Here is a 24007-nt window from a genome sequence, read left to right as displayed (position 1 = left end):
TGCCCGGCGCCGGAGCCCCATCCACTGTGTCCTGCACGCACAGGGTCAGAACACCGCCAGTGCAGGACACAAGCACCGGCGCCGCTAGCGGTCGATCCGGTTGCCCTGCTCGTCCCAGTGCTCGGCGACCTTCTTGCTGGGCTGCACCCGCGGCGGCTCGCCCGGCATCTTGGGATGGTCGGGTGGGAAGTTGAGCTCGCCCAGGCCCCGCTCCAGGTCGGCCTCCCACAGGGCGTAGGCGCCATCGATCGTGCCCGCCTCGTCGTGGAGGTGCTCCCACGCGTCGCCGTGCTCGGCCAGCCAGTCGGGCACGGTCCGCACCGTCAGCTCATCGGGCCCGATCTCACCGAGCTGTTCCCAGGTCATCGGCACCGACACCGGCCCACCGGGCCGGACTCTCGGGGACCAGGCCGCCGCCAGCGTCCGGTCCCTGGTGGCCTGGTTGAAGTCGACGAAGATCCGCTGGCCCCGCTCCTCCTTCCACCAAGCCGTGGTGACCAGCTCCGGCATCCGGCGCTCCAGCTCGCGGGCAATCCCGATCACCGCGTGCCGCACCTCAAGGAACTCCAGTCGCGGTTCGATCGCTGCGAAGACGTGCACGCCGCGACTACCGGTCGTCTTGACGAACGGAGTCAGCCCGACCTCGGTCATCACCTCCCGCAACCCCCGGGCCACCTCCACGATGTCGGCGAAGCCGAGCCCCGGCTGCGGGTCCAGGTCGATCCGGATCTCGTCCGGGTGGTCGTTGTCTCCGCTGCGCACCGGCCAGGGGTGGAAGGTGACCGTGCCCATCTGCGCGGCCCACACGGCCGCCGCCAGCTCGTCGACGACCAGCTGGGGGTGGCTACGGCCGGACGGGTAGGTCACCATCGTGGTGCGCACCCACTCCGGCACACCCTTGGGCGGGTTCTTGGAGTAGAAGACCTCCCCCTCGATACCGTCGCGCACCCGTTGCAGCGTGACAGGGCGGTCCTTCAGGGCCCGCAGGAGGGGCTCGCCCACCGCCATCAGGTATGCCGCGAGGTCGGCCTTGGTGATCGCCTCGCCAGCGTTCGTGGCTGGCCAGACCGTCTTGTCCGGACTGCTCAGCCGCACCTCCCGGTCACCATCCGGGCCGGGCACGGTCAGCATCTGCGCAGTCGCCATGGTCGTGACGCTACCGTCCCTGGGTGACACCGGCCGGGGTCGACTCGGAGAACCGCGCAACCCGGCGTACGGTGGAAGGCACTATGACCGAGAACAACAACTACCCCGTCAGCAAGACCGAGCAGGAGTGGCGCGAGCAGCTCACTCCTGAGGAGTATGCCGTGCTCCGTCAGGCGGGCACCGAGCGGCCGTTCGTCGGGGAGTACACCGACACCACCACCGAGGGCGTCTACTCCTGCCGAGCCTGCGGCGCTGAGCTGTTCCGCAGCGAAACCAAGTTCGAGAGCCACTGCGGCTGGCCGTCGTTCTATGCGCCGCTGGCGCAGGACCGCGTCGAGTACATCGAGGACAACTCGCTGGGACGCACCCGCACCGAGGTGCGGTGCGGCAACTGCGGCTCCCACCTGGGGCACGTCTTCGAGGGAGAGGGGTATGACACCCCGACCGACCAGCGCTACTGCATGAACTCGATCGCCATGACCCTGCAGCCCCTGGACGCCCAGGCCGCGTCCTCGACAGGCTCGACGAGCGTCGGCGGCACGTTCTGATCCCGTAGGCCTCAGCCCGCACCGGAGCCCCGGACCGAGATGGTGACGGTCGGGGCTGCGGTGCGCGAGAGCCACTCCGTGAACTCGGTGACCTCCGCGGACAGCACGCCGTCGTCCCCACCGGCCTCGATGACCTCGGCGTCGACCTCCACGTCCAGGGCATGGGCGAGTCAGTGGCTGCGGGGTTGCCTTCTCCTGAAAGAAATCTCAGGGCAGGCTGGCGACCAGCTGCGCGACGTCGACCCGGGGACCGGTGTAGAACGGGACCTCCTCGCGCACGTGCCGTCGTGCGTCGACGGCCCGCAGCTCACGCATCAGGTCCACGATCCGGTGCAGCTCATCAGCCTCGAAGGCCAGCACCCACTCGTAGTCACCCAGGGCGAAGCTGGCCAGAGTGTTGGCCCGCACGTCCGCATAGTCCCGGGCAGCCAGGCCGTGCTCCCGCAGCATCTGTCGCCGCTCGTCCTCCGGCAGGATGTACCACTCGTAGGAGCGCACGAACGGATAGACACAGGCGTAACCCCGCGGCTCCTCGCCCGACAGGAACGCCGGAATGTGCCCCCGGTTGAACTCGGCCGGCCGGTGGATCGCGACGTTGCTCCACACCGGCTCGAGCTGGACCCCCAGCTGGGTCCGGCGCAGTCGTTGGTAGGCGGACTGCAACTGCTCGACGGTCTCGGCGTGCCACCAGACCATGAAGTCGGCGTCGGCCCGCAGGCCGGAGACGTCATAGAGACCGCGCACCACGACGCCCTCGTCCGTGATGGCGCCCAGCAGTTCCTCGAGCTCCTGCGTCAGGCCGTCGCGGTCCGGACCCAGCGGGTTCACGGTGCGGAAGACGGAGTACATCGCGTAGCGGACCTCGTTGTTGATCCGTTCGCTGTCGACGGGCACGGGGTCGCTCGTGGGGGCCTGCGCGTCGGAGGGGGCCTGGGGGTGGTTGGTCATGGCTCCATTCTCGCAAGCGCGCCCCGGAGGGGCTCACCGGGTGGCCAAACACCCGGCCCGGGCAGAGTGAGAGGTTCAACGTCTTGCGTCTACTCCTCCAGCAGGCTCTGCGCGGCGGCCCGTCCGCTCGCGATGCAGGCAGGGACTCCGACTCCGTCGTAGGTGGCACCGGCCACCGCGAGGCCCAGCACCTCCCCGACCGCCCCACGCACGGTGGCCACCAGGTCACGGTGCCCCACGGCATACTGCGGCAGGCCGCCTCCCCACCGCTGCACGTGACCGTCCACAGGGCCCGGCAACTGGCTGCCGATGGCCGTGGACAGGTCGCGCAGGCCGCGGTCGAGCAGCGTTCCGTCCGGATGCTGCAGCGAGTCCTCCTCGCGGTGCCGACCGACGGACCCGCGCAGCAGGACCACGTCCCGACCACCCGGTCCGGCTCCTCTCCCGTGCTGGCGCACCCAGTCCCACTTGTTGGCGCTGAAGGTCGCTGCCTTGAGGAACCGGTCGTCCCGGGGCGGGACGAGGAACCCCGACCCGGGCAGCTCTCGGAGGTCTCCCACCGCGAAGGCGTAGGTCAGCACAGCCATCGAGGCGGTCTCCACGGTGGCCAGGGCGCGTGCAGCCTCCGGAGCAACGGTGGCGAGCAGCCGCGCGGTCGGGGCACTGGGCAGCGCCACGACCACCCGATCGGCGTCGTGCAGCTCGGGGGCCGGCACGGGACCGGTGATGGCCTGCCACCCGCCGGGCGTGCGGTGCAGCTCCCGGACGATCGCCTCCGTGCGGATCGTGACACCGCGCTCCCTCAGCTGCTCGGCCAGGGCCTGCGGCAGGCGGCGCAGACCCCCCTCGACCCCGGCAAAGACCGGCGGCCGGGGCGCCGTTGGGTCCGGGGCCGGCACCGCACGCGCGGCAGCTTCTACGAGTGACTCCCCCGCCCTGGCGGCTGCCAGGAGGCCCGGAGCGGCCGCCGCCGCAGAGATGAGCCGAGCGTGCCCGGCATACACCCCGCCCAGGAGTGGCTCGACCAGTCGGTCGACGACGGCGTCGCCCAGCCGGGCGGCCACCAGCTCACCCACCGCGACGTCCTCCGCACCCAAGGGCTCCGGCGTCTCCGCCCGGACCCGTTCAACCTCCTCGGCCGTGAGGAGGCCACTGAGCTCGCCGGGATCTGCCGGCACCCCCAGCAGGGTCCGTCGGGGGATCGCGTGCAGCGCACCCCGGCTCCAGATGGCCGCGGACACCCCCGTCGGATGCACCAGCGCGTCACCCAACCCCACCTCGCGGATCAGGTCGACCGCCTCCGGGCGGCGAGCCAGGACCGACTCGGCACCGACATCGACACCGACCCCCGCCACCGACGCTCCACGGAGCTTGCCGCCGGGCCGGTCCCGCGCCTCGAGCACAGTGACCTGGTCTCCTGCGACGTGTTGCACCAGTTGCCAGGCTGCGCTCAAGCCACTGATGCCGCCGCCGATCACGAGATAACGCATGGGGTGAGCCAATCATGCGCACGGCTCGGAGCGTGTGAAACCCGGATGAAAGCGGGGTCGGGCACGGTCGGTGGACCGCCCGGTGAGTGGCGGCCCGACCTAGGTGAGGAGTTCACCCGGTGACCACGAACTTCACCGACACCCAGCACGAGGACCTCCGTTCGCGCGTGCGGGCCTTTGCCGAAGAGCAGGTGCGACCGCGCCTGCCCGAGCTGGAGGCGACCCGGACGGTCAGCGAGGACCTGTCGCGGCTGGTCGCGGCCCAAGGGTGGCTGGGCGTCACGATCGAGGAGGAGTTCGGCGGTATGGGCGCCGGGCACCTGGCGAAGACGATCATCATCGAGGAGTTGTCCCGGGTCTGTGGAGCCATGGGCGCGATGGTGCAGGCCAGCCAGTTGGGCGTGGCCAAGATCATCCACTTCGGTGATGACGCCCAGCGCAAGACCTGGCTGCCCAAGGTGGCATCCGGTGAGGTGCTGCCGACGATCGCCGTGACCGACCCGGTCTCCGGTGGCCACGTCCTGGGGATGCGGGGCACGGCGGTCCGGGACGGCAACGAATACGTCCTCAACGGACGCAAGGTCTTCGTCGGCAACAGTCATGTCGGGGATCTGCACGGCGTGGTGCTGCGCACCGGTGAGGGCTCGAAGGGCCTGTCTGCCTTCCTCGTCGAGAGGGATCGGCCAGGGTTCCGCCTCGAGCCACAGCAGCAGGCAATGGGCCTGCACGGCTTCAGCTTCGGCGAGCTGGTCTTCGAGGACTGTCGCATCCCGGAGGGCAACCGGCTGGGCGACGAGGGCCAGGGGCTGGCAGTGGCCTACTCCTCCAGCATGCTCTATGGGCGCCCCAACCTGACCGCCGTCTCCCTCGGCATCCACCAGGCGATCATGGAGGAGACCGTGCGGCTGTGCCAGGAGAGGGAGCGCTATGGCGAGCCGCTCGGTGCGCTCGGTGCGGTCGCCGTCAAACTGGGGCAGCTGCAGTCGCGGTTGATGACCGCCCGGCTGACGGCCTACCACGCAGTCAGACTGCTGGACCAGGGCCTTTCCTGTGACGCCGAACTGATGAACGCCAAGGTGGTCAACGTGGAGCTGGCTCTGGACTCCGCACGTGCAGCCATGGAGATCCACGCGGCGAGCGGGCTGTTCACCGACTGCCCCCTCGAGCGGTATCTGCGCGATGCCTTCCACATCTTCGCCCCGGCCGGGACCTCGGACGTGCAGTGGTTGCGCCTGGCCGAGGTCGCCCAGGGCACCGCACGAGGCTCCTGGTCCGAGCAGTTGGCTCGGGCGGCTGTCTGAGCCAGTCAGGAGCCTGGCCGGTCGCACACGGACGTCGGAGCGTTATGCAAACCCGACCGAACGGTGACCTGATCGTGACCCAGGGTCTGGAACGAGGCGTCAGGATCGATGGTCTCAACGAGAGCGCAGGCAACCAGCCGGTGCCGCCCCGTTGCTGCTCTTGAAGGAGACCGACCATGACTCGCTCATTCCGATCCCGTGGACGTCTGGCCCTGGTCGCCGGCGCCGCCGCGCTGACCCTCGCACTGGCCGCTGGTTGCTCCAGCGGTTCGGACGAGTCGGCGGACAGGGCAGCGGTCCCGGCGGCTGCCGACAGTGCCATGGACGACTCCGGTGGCGGTGACTCCGGTGCCGAGGCCGGGCGCGAGGAGTCCGGTGGCGGTGAGTCCGGCGCCGACGGCCTGGGCGCTGAGGGTGAGGCGGCTCCCGGGTCAGCCGACGGCGAGCAGGCGCAGGTCGTCTCGGCGAACCTGCCCGAGGGGCGGATGATCGCGCGTGATGCACAGTTGGGCATCGCCGTCGAGGATGTCACGACGGCGGCCGCAGAGGTCCGCTCCGCCGCCATCGCTGCCGAGGGATGGGTGGTCAGCGAGGAGGTCCGACCGGACCGCGGCCCGGTGGTCTTCGACGGCCACGCCACGCTCGTGGTCTCGGTGCCCAGCGCCCGGCTCGATGCCACGCTCGAGAAACTCGGTCCCACCGGGCGGGTGACCAGCAGCAACATCAGCAGCCTGGACGTGACGCAGGACTATCGCGACACCACCACGCGCATCGAGACGCTGGAGGCGAGCATCACCCGGGTGCGTGCCCTGATGGAGGACGCCACCGACATCGAGGACGTCGTCCTCCTGGAGGGTGAGCTCGCCACCCGTGAGGCCGAGCTCGACGTTCTCAAGGCCCATGCCAAGGGGCTGGAGGGCGATGTCGAGCGCTCCAACATCACGGTCAACCTGACGGAGACCGACCCCGCCGAGCCGGTGCAGACGGTCGAGGACGAGCCGACCGGCTTCGCCGCGGGGGTTGCCGGAGGCTGGGAGGCCTTCCTGGGCGGCGTGACCTTCCTGCTCACGGCCATCGGCGCCCTGCTGCCCTTTGCCGTCGTGGCGATCGTGCTCGCACTTCCGGTCCTCTGGTGGCGTCGTCGTCGACCGGCCACCGACGACTCGGCACCAGCGCCCGTCGACGCCTGACCGAACGCACTGTGATCGGGCGCCTCGGCGTCCTGGTGCCGGATCGGTGGTGCCAGATCCGCGCTGGAACCCCAGACACGCCGCAGCGATCACGGCATGGTGCGCGACACGCGCACTGGGGGCCGGGCCTGTTGCGCCAAGAGAGCAGGCTGCGGGCGTGAGCTGAAGCGGAGACGTCAGCCGAGCAGACGTCAGCGGCGCGGGAGTGCGAGGCGGGCATGAGCTGGAGCGGCGACGTCAGCCGCGCGGGAGTGCGGGGCGGGCATGAGCTCGAGCGGAGACGTCAGCCGCGCGGAGACGTCAGCAGCGCGGGAGTGCGGGAGCCGACCTGGTCCAGGGTGGACGGCTAGCCGGCGACGCGCTGGCGGAGCCAGGCGATGTCGGCGCCCTGCTCGAGCGCCCCGCCCGGGGTCTCCACGACTGCCGGAGCACCTGCTGCACGCACCACCTCCGCCACCGCGTCGCCGACGATCTGGCCGGCTCCGAGGTTGGTGTGCCGGTCGGCGCCGGAGTCGAAGGCGTCGCGGGAGTCGTTGGCGTGCACCAGGTCGATGCGCCCGGTGATCGCCCGCACCCGGTCGACGGCATCAGCCAGGTCGATGCCCCCGGCGTGCGCGTGGCAGGTGTCGAGGCAGAAGCCGACCGTGTCACCACCCTCGGCCAGGCCAATCGCCTCCCAGAGACGGTCGAGGGCCTCCAGGCGCCGCGCCATCGCGTTGTCGCCGCCGGCGGTGTTCTCGATGAAGACAGGGACCGGCATCTCCAGGCCGTCGATGCACTTGCGCCAGTTGTCAAAGCCCTTCGCGGAGTCCTCGTCCACGCCGAGGTGCCCGCCGTGGACGATCACTCCCTTGGCACCGATCTCGGCGGCCGCCGTGACGTGCTGCTGCAGGAGCTTGCGACCCGGGATGCGGATCCGGTTGTTGAGCGAGGCCACGTTGATCGGGTAGGGCGCGTGGACATAGATCTGCACCCCCGCCTCCTCGGCGGCGGCCTTCAGCGCGGCCGGACCCGCGGCATACTCCACGACGGGGCCCTTGTAGCTCTGCGGGTCACCGAGGAAGAACTGCACCGCGTCCGCGCCGCGGGCCTGTGCCTCAGCGATGGGGTCGGTCTGACTGACGTGTGCGCCGATGGGGTGTGCCATGGCTCCACCGTAGGCGCCACCACCGACGACCGACACCCGACCCGAGACTGACCGGGCCGGACCGGGCCGACCTGTGCCTCGGCATACTCCGTGACCGTGCGCTGTTGCCCCTGACGTGAGCACCGAACAGCGCATCCCCGATGATGTGTCCGTGGACGTCCCCCTCGAGCCCGACGCGCCGCGCGCGGTCCTCGGCCTGCAGCCGATGACACCACGCCAGCAGCTGCGGTCGGGACGTCTTCCGCGGCGGCTGACCCAACTCACGATCGGCCTGACCATCTTCGGCCTCTCCATGGCGATGCTCATCCGCGGCGGCCTCGGGATGATCCCGTGGGACGTCTTCCACTACGGCATCGCCGCACACGTGCCGCTCACGTTCGGCACGATCGCGATCCTGGTCGCCCTGGGTGTGCTGCTGCTGTGGATCCCGCTGCGGGAGATGCCCGGTCTAGGGACCGTCGCCAACGCGATCTGGGTCGGGATCTCCGCGGACCTCGGGCTGGCGCTGATGAGCACCCCGGACTCCCTCGCCCTGAAGATCACCATGATGGTCGGCGGGATCGTGCTCAACGCGTTCGCGACGGCGCTCTACATCGGGGCACAGTTCGGGCCCGGGCCCCGCGACGGGCTGATGACCGGCCTGGCCCGGCGGCTGCCGGTCAGCCTGCGCCTGATCCGCACCGGGATCGAGGTCGTCGTGGTGGTCATCGGCTGGCTGCTCGGTGGCGTGGTCGGCGTCGGCACCGTGCTGTTCGCGCTGGCCATCGGTCCGTTGACCCAGTTCTTCCTGCCACCGCTGGTCGTGCGGGTCACCCCGCCGCCCCTCAGCCCAGCGAGTGCACCAGCTCCACCACGCGCGTGAGGACCGTCGGGTCGGTGTCGGGCAGGACCCCGTGGCCCAGGTTGAGGATGTGCCCGGGCGCACCACGGCCCTCCTCCACGAGCTGGGTGACCCGCTCCTCGATCACGGGCCACGGCGCGAACAGCAGGGCCGGGTCCAGGTTGCCCTGCACCGCGTGACGACCGCCCGTGCGCTGCACGGCATCGGTCAGGGAGACCCGGAAGTCCACGCCGATCACCTCGGTGCCGGCAGCCGCCATGTCGCCCAGCAGCTCACCGGTGCCGACCCCGAAGTGGATGCGCGGCACGCGATCGCCCACGCCCTGCAGGACGGCCCGGGAGTGCGGCTCGACGAAGCGCAGATAGTCCGCCCGAGGGAGCGCGCCGACCCAGGAGTCGAACAGCTGCACCGCCGAGGCACCGGCATCGATCTGCACCTGCAGGAAGGTCCGGGCGATCTGCGCCAGCCGGGCGCACAGGTCGCGCCACAGCTCCGGGTCACCGTGCATGAGCGCCTTGGTGCGCTGGTGCGTCTTGGACGGCCCGCCCTCGATCAGGTAGCTCGCCAGCGTGAAGGGGGCCCCGCTGAAGCCGATCAGCGGCGTCGGGCCCAGCTCTGCAACAAGCGATCTGATCGCGTCGGTGATATACGGGACGTGCTCGGGCGTCAGCTCCGGCAGGCGGTCCAGGTCCGCCCGGGTCGCGATGGGCTCGGCCACGACGGGGCCGGTGCCGGCCACGATGTCGATGTCGAGTCCGACCGCCTTGAGCGGCACCACGATGTCGCTGAACAGGATGGCGGCATCCACCTGGTGCCGCCGCACCGGCTGGAGGGTGATCTCGGTGACCAGATCCGGTGTCGCACAGGTCTCGAGCATGTTGGTGCCCTGCCGCAGCGAGCGGTACTCCGGCAGAGAGCGCCCGGCCTGACGCATGAACCAGACCGGAGTATGCGGAGTGGCCCGGCCCCGTGCTGCCTGCACCAGAGCGCTCTGGCTCGGGTCTCCGGTGGCCGGGGTGTCGGCATACGGCGGGTCAGTGGGGGTCTGGGAGGTGGGCGTGGCGGAGGAGTCAGGGGTGGTCACACTGTCCGATCTTGCCATGCGTCCGGCGACTGTCGGCGTGGCCTGCGGGATCCTGTCGGTGGACGCGCCTACTGTAAGCGACGTGGTGAGCCGCATCCAGTCCCGGCCGCGCAAGGCGTCCGGAGGTGAGACCGTGCGCGATGAATCGACCTTCGCTGAGGCGCTGGCGTCCGTGCACGCTGCGGTGCTGCGCCCCGAGGTGCTCATCGAGGAGGTTCCGGCGCCGACGCGCCTGGCCCCCTCGGCCCTGGCGCTGTCCGGCGAGGTGATCCCGAGCCGCAACGCCGACGACGAGCCGACCGCGACCGGACGCTTCGTGCTGCTCCACGACCCGGAGGAGCCGGAGCCCTGGGAGGGCGCGTGGCGCGTCGTCACCTATGCCAAGGCCGCCGTCGAGCCCGAGGTGGGGCACGACCCCTACGTCGGTCGGGTCGGCTGGTCCTGGCTGACGGACGCACTGGAGCAGCGAGGCCTCGCGTGGGCGGCCGAGGCCGGCGCTGTCACCTGTGTGCTGAGCGAGAGTTTCGGGGCCCTGTCGGACCGCGAGCCCACGGTCGAGATGGAGATCCGCGCCTCCTGGACCCCCCTGGATGGTCACCAGATCGATGAGCACCTGCAGGCCTGGGGTGACCTGCTGTGCACCATCGCCGGTCTGCCGCCGCTGCCCGAGGGTGTCGTCGCCCTCCCCCAGCGCCGGTAGGGTCCTGGAGCGATGACGGACACCGACGAAACAGCTGCCTTCCCGCCCGACGAGGCGGGTGCCGCCGACCGTCCGCCGGACCCTGAGGGCCCACCGATCGAGCAGCTCACCGAGCCGGCTGACGGCGTCCCACCCGTCGCGGCCGACGCCTCGGCGTTGACCGAGGTCGCTGCGGCGCTGGCCGCCGGGGTCGGCCCGGTGGCCGTCGACGCCGAGCGGGCCTCGGGCTATCGCTACGGTCAGCGCGCCTATCTCGTGCAGTTGCGCCGTGCGGGGGCGGGCACCTTCCTGATCGACCCGATCGCGCTGCCCGACCTGAGCACGGTCAACGATGCGCTGGCTGGCGTCCAGTGGGTGCTGCACGCCGCCACCCAGGACATCCCCTGCCTGGCCGAGGTCGGCCTGCGGCCGACGAGCCTGTTCGACACCGAGCTCGGCGCTCGGCTGGCGGGGCGCCCCAAGGTGGGCCTGGCAGCGGTGCTGGAGCACTACCTCGGGGTGGGCCTGGCCAAGGAGCATTCCGCAGTCGACTGGTCGACCCGGCCGCTTCCGGAGCCGTGGCTGCTCTACGCGGCCCTGGATGTCGAGCTCCTGGTGGAGCTGCGGGACGCGGTGGAGAACGACCTGCGTGCCCAGGGCAAGAGCGACTGGGCAGCGCAGGAGTTCGCTGCCGAGGTCGAGTTCACCGGCCATGCCCCGCGGCAGGACCCATGGCGCCGGACCTCGGGGATGCACCGGGTCCGCAACCGTCGGGTCGCTGCTCACGTCCGTTCCCTGTGGGAGGCCCGTGACCAGATCGCCCGCCAGCGCGATGTGGCCTCCGGCCGGGTGCTGCCCGACGCCAGCCTGATCGACCTGGCCGTGCGCCAGCCGCAGACCGCGGCCGCACTGGTCCCCGAGCGCCCGGTCGAGTCGGGTCGGTCGCGACAGCGGCGCGCCCAGCAGGGACTGCAGCGCTACCAGCGCCAGTGGCTCGAGGCGATCGGGGAGGCCGCCGACCTGGCCGAGAACGACCTGCCGGACCTGGCGCGCCGCAACGACGCCCCGCCACCGGCCCGCGCCTGGGCCGACCGGGACCCCGTGGCCGCAGCTCGCCTGGCCAGCGCCCGTGCGGCGCTCAGCGAGCTCTCCGACGAGGTCCTGGTTCCGGTGGAGAACCTGCTGACGCCCGAGACCCTGCGCCGCGTGCTGTGGACCCCGCCGGAGCAGACCGATGCCGCGGGTGTCGACGCCGCCCTCGCAGCACACGGAGCCCGGCCGTGGCAGCGCGAGCTAGTCTCGCCGATCATCGTCGAGGCGCTGCAGGAGACCGCCGACCCGACCGACTGATCCGCTGGTCGCGGCACGCGAGCTCACCCGAAACCCTCGCCTACCAGTCGGTAGCCTGCCGTCGTGTCGATGTCGGTGTATCTCATATGTGATCTAGAGTGGCTCCATGACCGAGAGCTACCTGTCCCGTGTCGGCGCCCTGATCCGTGACGCCCGCCGTCACAAGGATCTGACCCAGGCCGAGCTGGCGGCCCTGCTCAACACAAGCCAGTCCGCGGTCGCCCGCATCGAGCAGGGGAAGCAGAACCTCTCCCTGGAGATGCTGGCGCGCATCGGCGAGAGTCTCGACTCCGAGATCGTCTCGGTGGGCAGCGCCCTCCCCCAGAACCTGCGGATCAACGGCGGCAAGCGGCTCTCCGGCGAGATCGACGTGCGCACCTCCAAGAACGCGGCGGTCGCCCTGCTGTGTGCCTCGCTGCTCAACAAGGGCAAGACGACGCTGCGCAACCTGGCCCGCATCGAGGAGGTCAACCGGATTGTCGAGGTGCTGACCAGCATCGGCTTCAAGATCCGCTGGCTGGCCGACTCCTCGGACCTGGAGATCATCCCGCCTGCAACCATCGATCTGGCCTCGATCGACGAGGCGGCCGCACGCCGCACCCGGACCATCATCATGTTCCTGGGCCCGCTCATGCACGAGCTGGAGGAGTTCGAGCTGCCGTATGCCGGCGGGTGCGACCTCGGGACCCGCACCGTCGAGCCGCACATGGTCGCGCTGCGCCACTTCGGCATCGACGTCACCGCCACGATGGGCAGCTACCACGTCACGGTCGACCCCGATCGACGCCCGACCCGTCCGATCGTGCTCACCGAGCGGGGAGACACGGTCACCGAGAACGTCCTGCTCGCTGCTGCACGTCACCCCGGCACGACCGTCATCCGCAACGCCTCGTCCAACTACATGGTCCAGGACCTCTGCGTCTTCCTGCAGCAGCTGGGTGTGCAGATCGAGGGGCTGGGCAGCACCACGCTGACCATCACCGGTGTGCAGGAGATCAACCAGGAGATCGAGTACTCCCCGTCCGAGGATCCGATCGAGGCGATGAGCCTGCTCGCCGCCGGTGTCGTGACCGGCAGTGAGATCACCATCAGGCGGGTCCCGATCGAGTTCATGGAGATCGAGCTCGCGGTCCTGGACACGATGGGCCTGCGTTACGAGCTCTCCGAGGAGTACACCTCCGCCAACGGCCACACCCGCCTGGTCGACCTGCGCACCATCCCGGGCCCGCTGAAGGCTGCGATGGACAAGATCCACCCGCTGCCCTTCCCGGGCCTCAACATCGACAACCTGCCGTTCTTCGCGATCATCTCGGCCTGCGCCGAGGGGTCCACGCTGATCCACGACTGGGTCTATGAGAACCGGGCGATCTATCTCACCGAGCTCTCCACGCTCGGGGCCAAGGTGCACCTGATGGACCCGCACCGGGTGATGGTCGAGGGCCCGACCAAGTGGCGTGCCGGCGAGATCATGTGCCCGCCGGCGCTGCGTCCCGGCGTGGTGATCCTGTTGGCGATGCTCGCCGCGCCCGGTGAGTCCGTGCTGCGCAACGTCTACGTGATCCACCGCGGCTACGAGGACCTCGCCGCCCGGCTCAACAACCTCGGCGCCGAGATCCAGACCTTCCGCGACATCTAACCCATTTTTGGGGAGGATCGGACCGCCCGTCCCGCATTCTTGGGGAGGATCGGACCGCCCGTCCCGCATTCTTGGGGAGGATCGGACCGCCCTCGTCGAAGCTCCCATCGGCGGTGCCCGGACTGAGGTGCGCTGGGCACACCCACCGGCGCCTCGGCATACAGCAGGAGTCGGTAGCGTCACCCAGGTGACCCGGACCGCCTATCTCGACCACCCCGGCCCTCTCCCGCTGGCACACCGCGGCTTCGACCGGTTGGGTCTGGAGAACTCGATGCCGGCCTTCCAGGCGGCCATCGACCTGGGCTACCGACACCTGGAGACCGACGTGCACGCCACGTCCGACGGGGTGCTGCTGGCCTTCCATGACGTGAGTCTGGACCGCGTGACCGACCAGACCGGGCAGATCCCGCGGCTGCCGTGGGAGCAGGTGTCCCGGGCCAAGATCGGTGGGGCCGAGCAGATTCCCCGGTTGGAGGTGATGCTGCACGCGTGGCCGCACGCCCGATTCAACATCGATATCAAGTCGGCGGGCGCCATCGGGCCACTCGTGCGAGTCATCGAACGAGCTCGCGCGCACCACCGTGTGTGTGTCACCTCCTTCTCCGACGCCCGACGCCGGGAGGCTCTGCGACGCCTGACCCGTCCGGTCGTCACCTCTGCAGGCCAGGGCTCCACCGCACGGTTTCGCCTGGCCGTCCAGGCTGGCCCCGGACTGCGCGAGCGGCGGGTGGCGGCAGCACTGCGGGACGCGGACGGACTGCAGGTTCCGGTCGCCTTCCGCGGCATCCCGGTGGTCACCGCGCGGACCGTGGCCGCCGCCCATGCCGCCGGCAAGTTTGTGCACGTGTGGACCATCAACGAGGCCAGTGAGATGCACCGGTTGCTGGACCTGGGAGTCGACGGACTGGTCACCGACCGGGCCGACGTGCTCAAGGAGGTGCTGACCGAACGAGGTCAGTGGTTCTGACCAGAGGGGTCAGGCACGGCCCCGCGGCCACGACGCCCGTGAAGTGTCAGGTGAGGGTCTACTCTCGGCCGCCGTTCCGGGGCTCGCGTGGCGGGGCGAGCGCGATGAGGGTGACTCCGGACTCGTCCACGTCAGACTCCTCGGTGAGCACTGTCGCTTGCGTCCCGTCGTGGGTGAACAGCAGCACGGCCTCGGGGTTGCGCTCCCGATAGTGCGCCAGGGTGAACTCCTCGGTCAGCCGGGTCAGCCGCACTGTCATCCCGCTGGCGACCCGGTCCTCGAGCTGCTCGTAGGTGAGCGCCGGTCGGAACGGAGCACGGGCCGCGAGCTTGTGATAGCTGCTGTTGCGTTCGGTCCGCTGTCTGGTCGCTTGCTCGGTGGCCCCAGACGAGGAAGCGGCCGTCACGGGCTTCTCCTCAACGCGCTGCTCCCCCGAGCCTGACGGAGGACCGGCGGAGTCCTCACGACGGAGCTGAAAGACGTGGGCACGACCCAGGGTGTGGGTGAACTCGCGTGCTGCAGTCGTGTTGGTGCCGTCGTCGTCGGTGGCTGCGATGAAGCTGCCAATCCCAGCCAGATCGAGGTCATTGATCGCGTAGTCGGACAGGATGTTGGTGCGCTCGGTGCGCACCCCGTCCATCCGGGCGCGCTGCAGCTCGCCATGGTCCTGACTCACCAGGATCGTGGGAACGCCCACCTCTCCCAGTGCCCCAGCGGTCTGACGCACCCAGGCCTGGGAGCCCGCGAAGACCACGCCCTGGGGGTTGGTGGTCGCCAGGCCCAGACGCTCTGCGAGGCGGCCCACACCGAGTCCGTAGACGGCCACGGTGACCACGATGGTGACGAAGACGAGCGGCACCATCGCCTCTGCCTGCTCCGCGAGGTCAGCCAGGGCCTCGGCCCGGTCGCCGGTGACCGTCGCCGCCGCATGCTCAAGCTCCAGGGCGAAGATGCTGGTCACTGCGGCGGCGACGATGCCGCGGGGCGCCATGCCTGACATCAGCAGTCGTTCCTTGCGCGTCGTCTCAGTGCCGAGCAGGCCCAGCCAGATGCTGACCGGACGCACGATCAGGATCAGGATGGCGACGAACCCCAGCGCCATCCAGAGGTTGTCGAGCACCTGTTGCGGTGTGACTCGCCCGGCGAGGATCACGAAGAGCACCCCGACCAGCAGGACCTGGAGGTGCTCGTAGAACTCCTTGACGTGCTCCAGGTGCAGCTTGCGCCGGTTGCCGAGCACGATGCCGAGCACGGTCACGGTCAACAAACCGCTCTCGGGCTGGATCATGTTGGACCCGACCAGACTGCCGGCCGCCACCGCGAGGAAGAGAGTGCCGTGGAGGTAGTCCGGCACCAGGTGGCGCACCATCACGAACTCGAGCGCCACGGCCAGCACCAGGGCGAACAGCAGAGCGACGCCGATCGAAATGGCGAGCGTGAGGACCGCGGTGCCGAAGGCGTCCTCCCGGTTGCCGACGAGGACTGCCTGGTAGACCAGCACCGCAAGGATCGCGCCGATGGGGTCGACGACGATGCCCTCCCAACGCAGCAGGGAGGAGATTCGGCGGGTCGGCCGCAGTTGACGCAGGATCGGGTTGATCACGGTGGGTCCGGTGACGACCAGAATGGCGCCGATCAGCAGCGCCAGCTGCAGATCCAGTCCGACCAGCCAGCCCGCGCCCGTGATCAGCGCCCACGCGATCAGCACGGTCACCGAGCACAGACGCAGGACCGGGCGACCCAGGTCGCGCACGTCGGCCAGGCGGAGGGTCAGGCTCCCCTCGAAGAGGATGATGCCGACGGCGAGTGTCACACCGGCAAAGAGGACGTCCCTGCCCAACACCTCATCGGGACTGATGTAGGTCCCGCCGAGGAATCCCAGGATGAGCAGGATGAGGATCGACGGGATCTTGATGGCCCAGGCGACCCACTGTGCCAGGGCCGCGAGGACGAGGACGGCCCCCAGGTACACAACAGGTTCCACGCAGCACTCCCTGCAGGTCAACGACGGTGAGTTCGCACCCGGGCGCGGGCACAGGAGGCCTCACGCTACGCAACGCCAGGGCCGACCTCAACCGCACCCTCGGCCCGCGAGCGCTCGCCGGCTCGGACTTCAGGAGCCGGCCGACGACTCGCGGTCGTCACAGCCGGTGAAGCGCCACAGGGAGGCCTGACCGCCTTCGTCCACCAGCTCGAACCCGTCGCGGCTGGTGTCGACGTACATCAGCCCCTGAGTGGTCTCCTCCCACTTGGCGCCCTCCTCGAAGGTGAGGTCGTCGGTGTACACGTGGGTGATTCCGAGGTCACGCACCGCCCGGCACACCTCCGGCTCGAGGAACCAGCGGTTGAACTCGCTGGCCAGCAGCGCTCGCTCCGGGGACCCTGCGATCGGTGTCAGTTGCGGGTAGACGACCTCGACGTCGCTGCGCGCGAGCAGGTAGGAGGAGCCGTCAACCGGATTGCCCAGCACGACCGCGTCATCGGGCAGCACCTCGTCGGCGCGGTCGATCATCGCCAGTTCGTCCTCGGAGTCGATCATCGTGCCCCAGGCGATCGGCCAGTTGCTGTAGACCGAGGACATCACCTCGACCTGGGAGGGCCAGCGCAACCCGAAGGTGGCGAGGGCGACCCCGATGAGCACGACGATGGTGGTGCCGGTGATGGGCATCCGCCCACGGTCGGCCACCTTGCGACAGGTCCAGGCCAGTCCGCCGGCGGCCAGCACGATCATCGGGATCACGAAGAGCTGGTTGATCCGGGAGGCCTGGGTGTACCAGAAACCCGCCAACGGCCGCAGGACGTTCTCCGGCGGCCCCGCGGCGAGCAGGGTCAGCACGGCGGCGGCCACCAGCGCGACGACCAGCCATCGTGCGTGTTTTCGGGTGATTGTCAGATAGATGCCGATGAAGGCCATGGCGGTGATCACCAGGTTCACCGACTTGATCTCGTAGACGTAGATCAGCGGGTGGTCGATCAGCAGGCTGCCGATGCCGGGCCAGTAGCTCTCCTGGCCGCCGCGCTCGTAACCCAGGATCGCCTGCACCGGTTGGAAGTTGACCAGGACGACGGTGCCGACGACCACGGCGACGGCCAGCAGGACGCCGGTCACCCCCACGGGGACCTGGTGCCCCCGCCGCCAGCAACGGCGGCCCTGGCGGAACAGCAGCACAGCGAGCAGCGGGGCCGCAAGCAGGACCAGGGAGAACAGGCCCGACCCATGGGCCAGGACGACGCCCGAGGCCGCGGCGGCGAACCCCATGGCGTGGGCCAGGTGGATCCGCCACGTCTGGTTGCCGCGCAGGGCGGCGATCATCAGGGCCAGCGCGCCAGGCAGGCACGCCACGCTCACCGCGAACGGCCACACTCCCAGCATGGAGACCGAGATCGCCGGGAAGGTCACGAACGTCGCGGCGATGATCGGAGTCAGCACGACCGGCAGGGCACGGGCCGGCCAGACGACACGGGACAGTGCCACGAGTGAGGTCATCCAGACCGCCGTGCCGAGCACGATCGAGGACGCGTTGGCGGCCTGCGTCACGTTGTCGAAGCCGGGGGCGATGGCCACGATCGAGTGCCAGACGGTCGGGTAGTAGGGCGTCGCCACGTCGGCATACATCGGCGCCAGGGACCCCAGGCTGGAGGCGTTGCCGGTGTCCTGGATGAACCACAGGGCGTTGAGGTGATAGACCGCGTCCCAGACCTGCAGCGGCATGTCCGCCCGCTGCATACCGGTCATCATGGCCAGCGCCAGGACCCCGCCCCCGACCAGCCCGGTGGCCGCGAGCCAGCCCCGCTCACTGCGGCCCAGCCGGCGCATGCCCGCGACGGTGTCGCCGGCCCGCGCACGATTGGTGCCGAGGAGGCGACCCACGACGAGCGACACCAGGATGGAGACCACACAGCCGATGAGGAAGGTCAGCAGGCTCCAGGTGATCCCGACCTTGTCGTAGCCGATCGCCAGCACCCCGGCCAGACCGGAGGTCACGCCGCCGCCGGCGCCCAGCGCCAGGAGCCCGCGCACCCCGAGGGCACGCAGGAACAGATAGCCCGGCACGACCCAGAGCACCGCGAGCGCCGCGATGCCGGGGAGCACCCCCCACCAACTCATCCGGTGACCGGTTCACCGCCGCCGATGGTCAGCCGGGGCACCCCGGTGAACGCGGCGGGGTCGGTGATGCGGCGCCCGTCCAGCATCAGCTTCAGGCCCGGCAGGTCGGCCGCGGTGAGCTCGGCATACTCGGGGTGGTCGGCCTGCACGATGGCCACGTCGACCGGCTCGCCGGGCTGACCGGCGCTCCACCGGTACGGCTGCCAGCCCAGCGCGCTGAGCTCCTCGTCGGAGAACATCGGGTCGTGCACGAGCACCTGCGCGCCGCGCTCCCGCAGGGCGTCGACGGTGCCGAACACGCCGGAGAAGGCAGTCTCCTTGACCTTGCCGCGGTAGGACGCACCCAGCACCACGACCCGCATGCCCGACAGTGAGCCCAGCAGGGACTCGGCGCGGGCCACGGCATACTCCGGCATCGCGGCGTTGGCCGCGCGGGCGTTGCTGACCACCGTGGCGTCGGGGTCGGTCGACAGGTAGAGCCGGGGATAGACCGGGATGCAGTGCCCACCGACCGCGATGCCGGGCTGGTGGATGTGGCTGAACGGCTGGGAGTTGCAGGCCTCGATGACCCGCTGCACGTCGATGCCGACGGTGTCGGCATAGCGGGCGAACTGGTTGGCCAGCCCGATGTTGACGTCGCGGTAGGTCGTCTCGGCGAGCTTGGCCATCTCGGCCGCCTCGGCAGAACCCATGTCCCACACGCCGTTCGGGCGCGGCAGGTCCGCGCGCTCGTCGAAGGACAGGACCGCCTCGTAGAACTCCACCGCACGCTCGGTGCCGGCCACGGTCAGCCCACCGACCAGTTTGGGATAGCGGCGCAGGTCCTGGAAGACCCGGCCGGTGAGCACCCGCTCGGGGCTGAAGACCAGGTGGAAGCCCTGGTCGGTGCCCTCGGTGAGGCCCGAGATCTCCTCGATCATCGGCTTCCACCGGTCGCGCGTGGTCCCGACCGGCAGGGTCGTCTCGTAGGAGATCAGTGTGCCCGGTGTCAGGTGCTGCGCCAGGCTGTTCGTCGCCTCGTCCATCCAGCCGAAGTCGGGCTGACCGGTCGCCTCGTCGACGAACAGGGGGACGACGAGAACCACCGCGTCCGCACCCGGGATCGCGTCGGCATACTCCGTGGTGGCGCGCAGGCGCCCTGCCGGGACGAGCTCGGCGAGCTTCTCGGCCAGGTGCGCCTCACCCGGGAACGGCTCCGTCCCCTGGTTGACCAGGTCGACCACGCGTTGGTTGACGTCCACCCCCACGACCTCGTGCGAGGGATCGGCGTCGGCGAACTGCACCGCTAGCGGCAGCCCGATCTTGCCCAGGGCGACGACGGCGATCTTCATGGCTCTCCTGTGGTCGACAACGGTCGGGCGGTCCAACGCGCTGGTCAGCGCCGGGGTTCCGGGGGTGGCCCCCGCGACCGAGTTTAGGCGCTGCCGGGTGCCCGGCGGTCCAACCCGGCCAGGTCGTCGCGGACCGTCTCGGCGCGCGCCGCCCAGGTGTGCTCCGGTCGCGTGGCCTGGACCCGGTCCGTGGCCGCACGCACCTCGTGGGGGTGGTCACGCAGCCGCGTGAGTATGCCGACCAGCGCCTCCCGCTCGTAGGGCACCTCCCAGCCGAGGTCCTGCTGGGCGATGGTCTGCCCGGCCAGGGTCCGGGCGCTGGCCAGCACCGGCTTGCCGTGGCCGAGGTACTCGTAGAGCTTCACGGGCGCGGCGAAGTCGCGGTACTCGGACGGCTCCACCATCAGCGAGCAGAGGTCGGCCCGGCCGAAGAGCTCCAGCAGGCCGTCCCCGTGCCGGTGCACCACCTCGACCCCGCCCTCGAGGAAGGGCTCATAGTCCTGGCGCACCGCGGCCCAGGCCTCCTCGGGGGTGCACAGGATCATCCGCACGCCCGGGGTGTCCGCGACCGCGCCGACCATCTCGGTCATCCGGTAGTAGGTGCTGAGGTTGCCGACGTAGAGCACGGTGAGCTCATCGGAAGTGGCCCCGCCGGGGCTGGCCTGCGCGTCGACGATCCGGCCCCCGGGTGGCAGCGCGGCGACCTGCTCCTCGTGCAGGTGGGGCACGTAGTCGGCGATCTGCAGCGACGGCAGGTAGACCCGGTCCAGCCAGCGCCGGTAGGCGCGCAGCTCGGCGTGGTAGAGGGTGCGGGTCCCCGCGGCGATGACCGGGTGGACCCGCTCGGTGTACTCCGGGAAGGCCCAGTAGATGTCGCGGTAGAAGATGCTGGTCGGCACCCGGTGGCGGTGCAGCAGCCGCAGCAGCCGCAGGTCGACGACCGGGTGGGTCGGCAGGTGGTGCGGCTGGGTGAGCAGGGTCGGCATCGTGGAGTTCTCGCCGTAGGCGAAGTCGACGTGCAGCCCCTCGGCCAGGCGCCGGGACAGGTCACGGACAGCCTGGACCCGCTCACGCCCCCAGCCGGTGACCTCGATGACCTCGCAGCCGATCGTCTCGAACGCCTCACGCATCCGGACCGGTCGGACACCGGACCCCGAGCCGGCACGCTCCCCCAACGGGTAGGGGGCGTGGAAGACCATGGTGCTCATCGGCGCCCGTGCCCCGCCCGGTCGTAGGCGTCCTGGTAGCCGGCGGCGACCGACGCCACCGAGAAGCGCTGGCCGACGGTGTCGGAGATCTGCTGGGCGGTGAGCCCCTTGGTGCGCTCCAGGACCGACTCGACCGCGTCCGCGTAGGCCCTGGCGGACTGGGTGGGGACGGTCTGCCCGACGGACGGGTCGATGTACTCCCCCTGCCCCCCGGTCGAGCCGACCACGACCGGGCGGCCGGCCACGAGGGCCTCGGCGCAGGAGACGAAGAAGTTGTCGCCGCGGGTGGGCCCGAGGAACAGGTGCGCACGGGAGAGCTGGTCGAGCACACCATCGCGGTCCAGGGGGCCGGTGAGGCGGACCCGGTCGGAGATGTCCAGGGCCCGGGCCCGCTCCCGGACCTGCTCCTCCAGGGGTCCCTGGCCGACGAGGGTGAGCCTGACGTCGTGGCCGCGGAGCAGCAGCTCGGTGACGACGTCGACCGCCAGCAGCGGGTCCTTGCGCTCGATCAGACCGCCGACCGAGACCAGGCGCAACCTGCTGTCGTCGGCGGAGCGGGCCGGCACCGGGTCGGGGACCGGGACGATGCACGGCACGACGGTGGTGAGCTTGGGTCCGCGCACCTCCCGGATCGGCGCGGCCAGGTAGTCGCAGACCGCCGTGGCCACGTCCGGCCGGGCGAGCAGGCGCTTGAGCACGGGGAGCATCCGCTGCCACGAGGCCGGCAGCGTCTGCGGGGCAGTCAGGCCGGACCAGTGCTCGGTGTGCACCCAGGGCGCACCGGGCCGCCGGACTGCCAGTGGCAGCAGGCTGGAGAAGGCCATCGTGTGCACCAGGTCGGCGTGCTGCGCCATCCCCCGCAGTTCCCGGCCCGCCCGCGCGATCTGCAGCGGGTCGTTGGTGCCCATCGGCACCCGGGTGACCGGGAGACCCCCGATCGTGTCCCGTTCGACCAGGCCCTCGGCATACTGCGCCGGTGGGACCAGGTGCACCAGGCGCACGTCGTGGCCCAACCCGGCGATGGCCTGCGCGTCCCGGACCACGAAGGCGCCGGTGGACGGGCTGCCCGGCGTCGGGAGCCAGGTGGTGACGGCGAGGATGCGCATGGCGTCCAAACTATCCGGCCCGCCGCACCCCTCCCCCACCGAGCGCACCGCGTGGCGAGAATCCACCCCACCGAGCGCACCGCGTGGTGAGAATCCACCCCACCGAGCGCACCGCGTGGTGTGAATCCACCCCACCGAGCGCACCGGGTGGCGAACGGGCACCGCCGGTCCGGGCCAACCGTAGGGTGGGCGTCGTGAAGATCCTCAGTGTCGTCGGTGCCCGCCCGCAGTTCGTCAAGCTCGCACCCGTGGCCGACGAGTGCCGGCGACGCGGGGTGGAGCACGTGATCGTGCACACCGGGCAGCACTACGACCCGATGCTGTCCGACGTCTTCTTCAGCGACCTGGGCATCCCGGACCCGGACGTGCACCTGGGCGTGGGGTCCGGCACGCACGGGCAGCAGACCGGCGCAATTCTCGGCGCGATGGACGCGGTGCTCGACGAGCACCGGCCGGACTGGGTGCTGGTCTACGGCGACACCAACTCCACGCTGGCCGGGGCACTGTCCGCTGTGAAGCTGCACCTGCCGGTCGCGCACCTGGAGGCCGGGCTGCGCTCGTTCAACCGCCGCATGCCCGAGGAGCACAACCGGGTGCTGACCGATCACGCGGCCGACCTGCTGCTCGCACCGACGCTGGTGGCGATGGAGCACCTCGCCTCCGAGGGGTTGGCTGAACGCTCCGTGCTGGTCGGGGACGTCATGGTCGATGTGCTGATGCTGGTCCGCGAGCGCCTGGCCGACACCGGCGCGCTGCTGGAGCGGCTCAGCCTGACATCTGGTGGGTTCTCCGTGGCCACGATCCACCGGGCGGAGAACACGGACGAACCCGCACGCCTGTCGGCCATCATCGCCGCGCTGCAGGATGTGGACCATCCCGTGGTCCTGCTGGCCCACCCGCGGCTCCGCGTCAAGGCGGCCGAGCAGGGCCTGGACCTCGACGGCGGCTCGCTGACGACACGGGACCCGCTGGCCTATCCGGACCTGGTGGCCGCGGTCGATGCTGCTCGCGGGGTCATCACCGACTCCGGGGGCCTACAGAAGGAGGCGTTCGTGCTGCGGACCCCGTGCACGACGGTGCGCACCGAGACCGAGTGGGTGGAGACGGTCGAGCTGGGCTGGAACGTGCTGGTCGAGCCCGGCCCGGCCGTGGCGACCGCCGCGAGCCGTCCGGCGCCCGAGCCGACCGAGGACGCACCCTACGGGACAGGGCACGCCGCGGCAGCGGTGCTCGACGCTCTCAGCGACTGACGGAAGCGGCCAACTTGGTCACCACTCGATGTCCTCCGGGCGTGCTTCTGGACACTCCGTCACGGGAAGGAACTTTCCATCGACGCGGTGCGCGGACCAGGGCCCACCTGCCTCGGCAAAGTAGGAGCTGACATACGTTTCGCGACTCGGCGGCAGCTCCGGGGTGTAGCCATGCGCAACTAGGCACTCATAGGCCTCGATCTCAAGGTCATAGAACTTGCTGAGTTCGTCCGCACCAGGTGGCGGTGCCGTAGGCCTCCCCCCTAGCCGCTCTGCGCAGGTCTCGCGGGCTTTCCTCATCTCCTGGATCCGGCCATGATGCTCGACCTTGAGCGGAGTTAGACCGCGATCCTCGGGCTGCACGGAGGCCGGGTAGCCCAAGTCGGTCAAGCACTCCGCCTCAGCCTTCTGGAAGGCGTGCGCTTTCTCCGCATAAGCCTGCCGGTCGAACCGAGTCGAGGTCGAAGCGTCATCCGTGCTGGATGAGGTCCCACATCCCGCCGTAACGCCAAGAACGAGGATCGACGTAACCACTTTTACCCAGAAATCACACCTGTGTGCAGGAGCCATAAGTCCCAGAATCACCCTCCGCCATTCCACACCAGCCCCATTGCCGGTGGGTGCCTTTCACGGTGCCATAACCCAGAGCGGACTTCAATGGTCGCAGGTGCGCTCAG

General features: G+C 70.3%; 21 protein-coding genes. 9 read left to right on the top strand and 12 right to left on the bottom strand.

What is annotated here, in order from left to right:
- Positions 1–84: 84 nt before the first annotated feature.
- Positions 85–1146 carry a non-homologous end-joining DNA ligase gene (ligD, locus tag DPQ65_RS06725; protein WP_114906609.1) on the bottom strand — a complete coding sequence of 354 codons (1062 nt, stop codon included), beginning with the start codon at positions 1144–1146 and terminating at the stop codon, positions 85–87.
- Positions 1147–1229: 83 nt separating this feature from the next.
- Between ligD and msrB the strand changes: the two genes are divergently transcribed.
- Positions 1230–1694 (top strand): peptide-methionine (R)-S-oxide reductase MsrB, encoded by a 465-nt coding sequence (gene msrB, locus DPQ65_RS06720; RefSeq protein ID WP_114906608.1) that lies wholly within the window; start codon positions 1230–1232, stop codon positions 1692–1694.
- An 11-nt stretch (positions 1695–1705) separates the two neighbouring features.
- On the opposite strand, the gene DPQ65_RS15555 is transcribed toward msrB, so the two are convergent.
- The 3 genes from DPQ65_RS15555 to hemG all read right to left on the bottom strand — a co-directional run bounded on the left by DPQ65_RS15555 (position 1706) and on the right by hemG (position 4132).
- On the bottom strand, positions 1706–1846 hold the full coding sequence (locus DPQ65_RS15555) for a hypothetical protein (RefSeq protein ID WP_162802061.1): 141 nt from the start codon (positions 1844–1846) through the stop codon (positions 1706–1708).
- A 55-nt stretch (positions 1847–1901) separates the two neighbouring features.
- Positions 1902–2642, bottom strand: a complete 741-nt coding sequence (hemQ, locus tag DPQ65_RS06715) for a hydrogen peroxide-dependent heme synthase (RefSeq protein WP_114906607.1) — start codon at positions 2640–2642, stop codon at positions 1902–1904.
- An 89-nt stretch (positions 2643–2731) separates the two neighbouring features.
- A complete protein-coding gene (hemG, locus tag DPQ65_RS06710; protein ID WP_114906606.1) occupies positions 2732–4132 on the bottom strand; it encodes a protoporphyrinogen oxidase in 1401 nt (466 codons plus the stop codon).
- A gap of 119 nt (positions 4133–4251) precedes the next feature.
- On the opposite strand from hemG, the gene DPQ65_RS06705 reads away from it, so the two are divergent.
- Both DPQ65_RS06705 and DPQ65_RS06700 read left to right on the top strand, forming a co-directional pair.
- On the top strand, positions 4252–5433 hold the full coding sequence (locus tag DPQ65_RS06705) for an acyl-CoA dehydrogenase family protein (RefSeq protein WP_114906605.1): 1182 nt from the start codon (positions 4252–4254) through the stop codon (positions 5431–5433).
- A gap of 176 nt (positions 5434–5609) precedes the next feature.
- Entirely contained in the window at positions 5610–6623 is a 1014-nt protein-coding gene (locus DPQ65_RS06700; RefSeq protein WP_114906604.1) for a DUF4349 domain-containing protein, read from the top strand.
- 346 nt (positions 6624–6969) lie between these two features.
- On the opposite strand, the gene DPQ65_RS06695 is transcribed toward DPQ65_RS06700, so the two are convergent.
- On the bottom strand, positions 6970–7770 hold the full coding sequence (locus DPQ65_RS06695) for a deoxyribonuclease IV (RefSeq protein WP_114906990.1): 801 nt from the start codon (positions 7768–7770) through the stop codon (positions 6970–6972).
- Between the two features lie 115 nt (positions 7771–7885).
- Here DPQ65_RS06695 and yczE point away from each other — a divergent pair, with 115 nt between their 5' ends.
- Positions 7886–8632, top strand: coding sequence for a membrane protein YczE (yczE, locus tag DPQ65_RS06690; protein WP_238146729.1), 747 nt, complete (start codon positions 7886–7888; stop codon positions 8630–8632).
- On the opposite strand, the gene hemE is transcribed toward yczE, so the two are convergent.
- Positions 8595–9713, bottom strand: coding sequence for a uroporphyrinogen decarboxylase (gene hemE / locus DPQ65_RS06685; RefSeq protein ID WP_114906603.1), 1119 nt, complete (start codon positions 9711–9713; stop codon positions 8595–8597). The two genes, yczE and hemE, sit on opposite strands and share 38 nt — an antisense overlap.
- Between hemE and DPQ65_RS06680 the strand changes: the two genes are divergently transcribed.
- From DPQ65_RS06680 to DPQ65_RS06665, 4 genes are all read left to right on the top strand, one after another.
- Positions 9688–10395 (top strand): DUF3000 domain-containing protein, encoded by a 708-nt coding sequence (locus tag DPQ65_RS06680; protein WP_238146727.1) that lies wholly within the window; start codon positions 9688–9690, stop codon positions 10393–10395. The two genes, hemE and DPQ65_RS06680, sit on opposite strands and share 26 nt — an antisense overlap.
- Before the next feature lie 12 nt (positions 10396–10407).
- Positions 10408–11724, top strand: a complete 1317-nt coding sequence (locus DPQ65_RS06675; RefSeq protein ID WP_114906601.1) for an HRDC domain-containing protein — start codon at positions 10408–10410, stop codon at positions 11722–11724.
- Between the two features lie 106 nt (positions 11725–11830).
- The gene (locus tag DPQ65_RS06670) at positions 11831–13360 is read left to right on the top strand and encodes a helix-turn-helix domain-containing protein (RefSeq protein ID WP_114906600.1); all 1530 of its coding nucleotides are present in this window, start codon (positions 11831–11833) and stop codon (positions 13358–13360) included.
- A 187-nt stretch (positions 13361–13547) separates the two neighbouring features.
- Complete coding sequence (locus tag DPQ65_RS06665) at positions 13548–14327, top strand: glycerophosphodiester phosphodiesterase family protein (protein WP_238146726.1); 780 nt, start codon at positions 13548–13550, stop codon at positions 14325–14327.
- A gap of 58 nt (positions 14328–14385) precedes the next feature.
- Here DPQ65_RS06665 and DPQ65_RS06660 read toward each other — a convergent pair whose 3' ends face one another.
- The 5 genes from DPQ65_RS06660 to DPQ65_RS06640 all read right to left on the bottom strand — a co-directional run bounded on the left by DPQ65_RS06660 (position 14386) and on the right by DPQ65_RS06640 (position 22080).
- Positions 14386–16311, bottom strand: a complete 1926-nt coding sequence (locus tag DPQ65_RS06660; protein ID WP_114906599.1) for a cation:proton antiporter — start codon at positions 16309–16311, stop codon at positions 14386–14388.
- 129 nt (positions 16312–16440) lie between these two features.
- Complete coding sequence (locus DPQ65_RS06655) at positions 16441–18435, bottom strand: DUF6541 family protein (RefSeq protein ID WP_162802060.1); 1995 nt, start codon at positions 18433–18435, stop codon at positions 16441–16443.
- Positions 18432–19766, bottom strand: coding sequence for a nucleotide sugar dehydrogenase (locus DPQ65_RS06650; protein ID WP_114906597.1), 1335 nt, complete (start codon positions 19764–19766; stop codon positions 18432–18434). Before DPQ65_RS06650 ends, DPQ65_RS06655 begins: the two co-directional genes overlap by 4 nt.
- Positions 19767–19849: 83 nt before the next feature.
- Positions 19850–20974 (bottom strand): glycosyltransferase family protein, encoded by a 1125-nt coding sequence (locus DPQ65_RS06645; protein ID WP_114906596.1) that lies wholly within the window; start codon positions 20972–20974, stop codon positions 19850–19852.
- Complete coding sequence (locus DPQ65_RS06640; RefSeq protein WP_114906595.1) at positions 20971–22080, bottom strand: glycosyltransferase family 4 protein; 1110 nt, start codon at positions 22078–22080, stop codon at positions 20971–20973. The genes DPQ65_RS06645 and DPQ65_RS06640 overlap by 4 nt, the downstream gene beginning before the upstream one ends.
- Positions 22081–22274: 194 nt before the next feature.
- Between DPQ65_RS06640 and wecB the strand changes: the two genes are divergently transcribed.
- Positions 22275–23330 carry a non-hydrolyzing UDP-N-acetylglucosamine 2-epimerase gene (gene wecB, locus DPQ65_RS06635; protein WP_114906594.1) on the top strand — a complete coding sequence of 352 codons (1056 nt, stop codon included), beginning with the start codon at positions 22275–22277 and terminating at the stop codon, positions 23328–23330.
- Between the two features lie 18 nt (positions 23331–23348).
- On the opposite strand, the gene DPQ65_RS06630 is transcribed toward wecB, so the two are convergent.
- Entirely contained in the window at positions 23349–23720 is a 372-nt protein-coding gene (locus tag DPQ65_RS06630; protein ID WP_162802059.1) for a hypothetical protein, read from the bottom strand.
- Between the last annotated feature and the right edge of the window lie 287 nt (positions 23721–24007).

Source organism: Ornithinimicrobium murale (genome assembly GCF_003352835.1).
In the GTDB taxonomy this organism is placed as follows: domain Bacteria; phylum Actinomycetota; class Actinomycetes; order Actinomycetales; family Dermatophilaceae; genus Ornithinicoccus; species Ornithinicoccus muralis.
The sequence above is the reverse complement of the archived record's forward strand: the minus strand, read 5'-3'. Positions and strand labels throughout refer to the sequence as shown.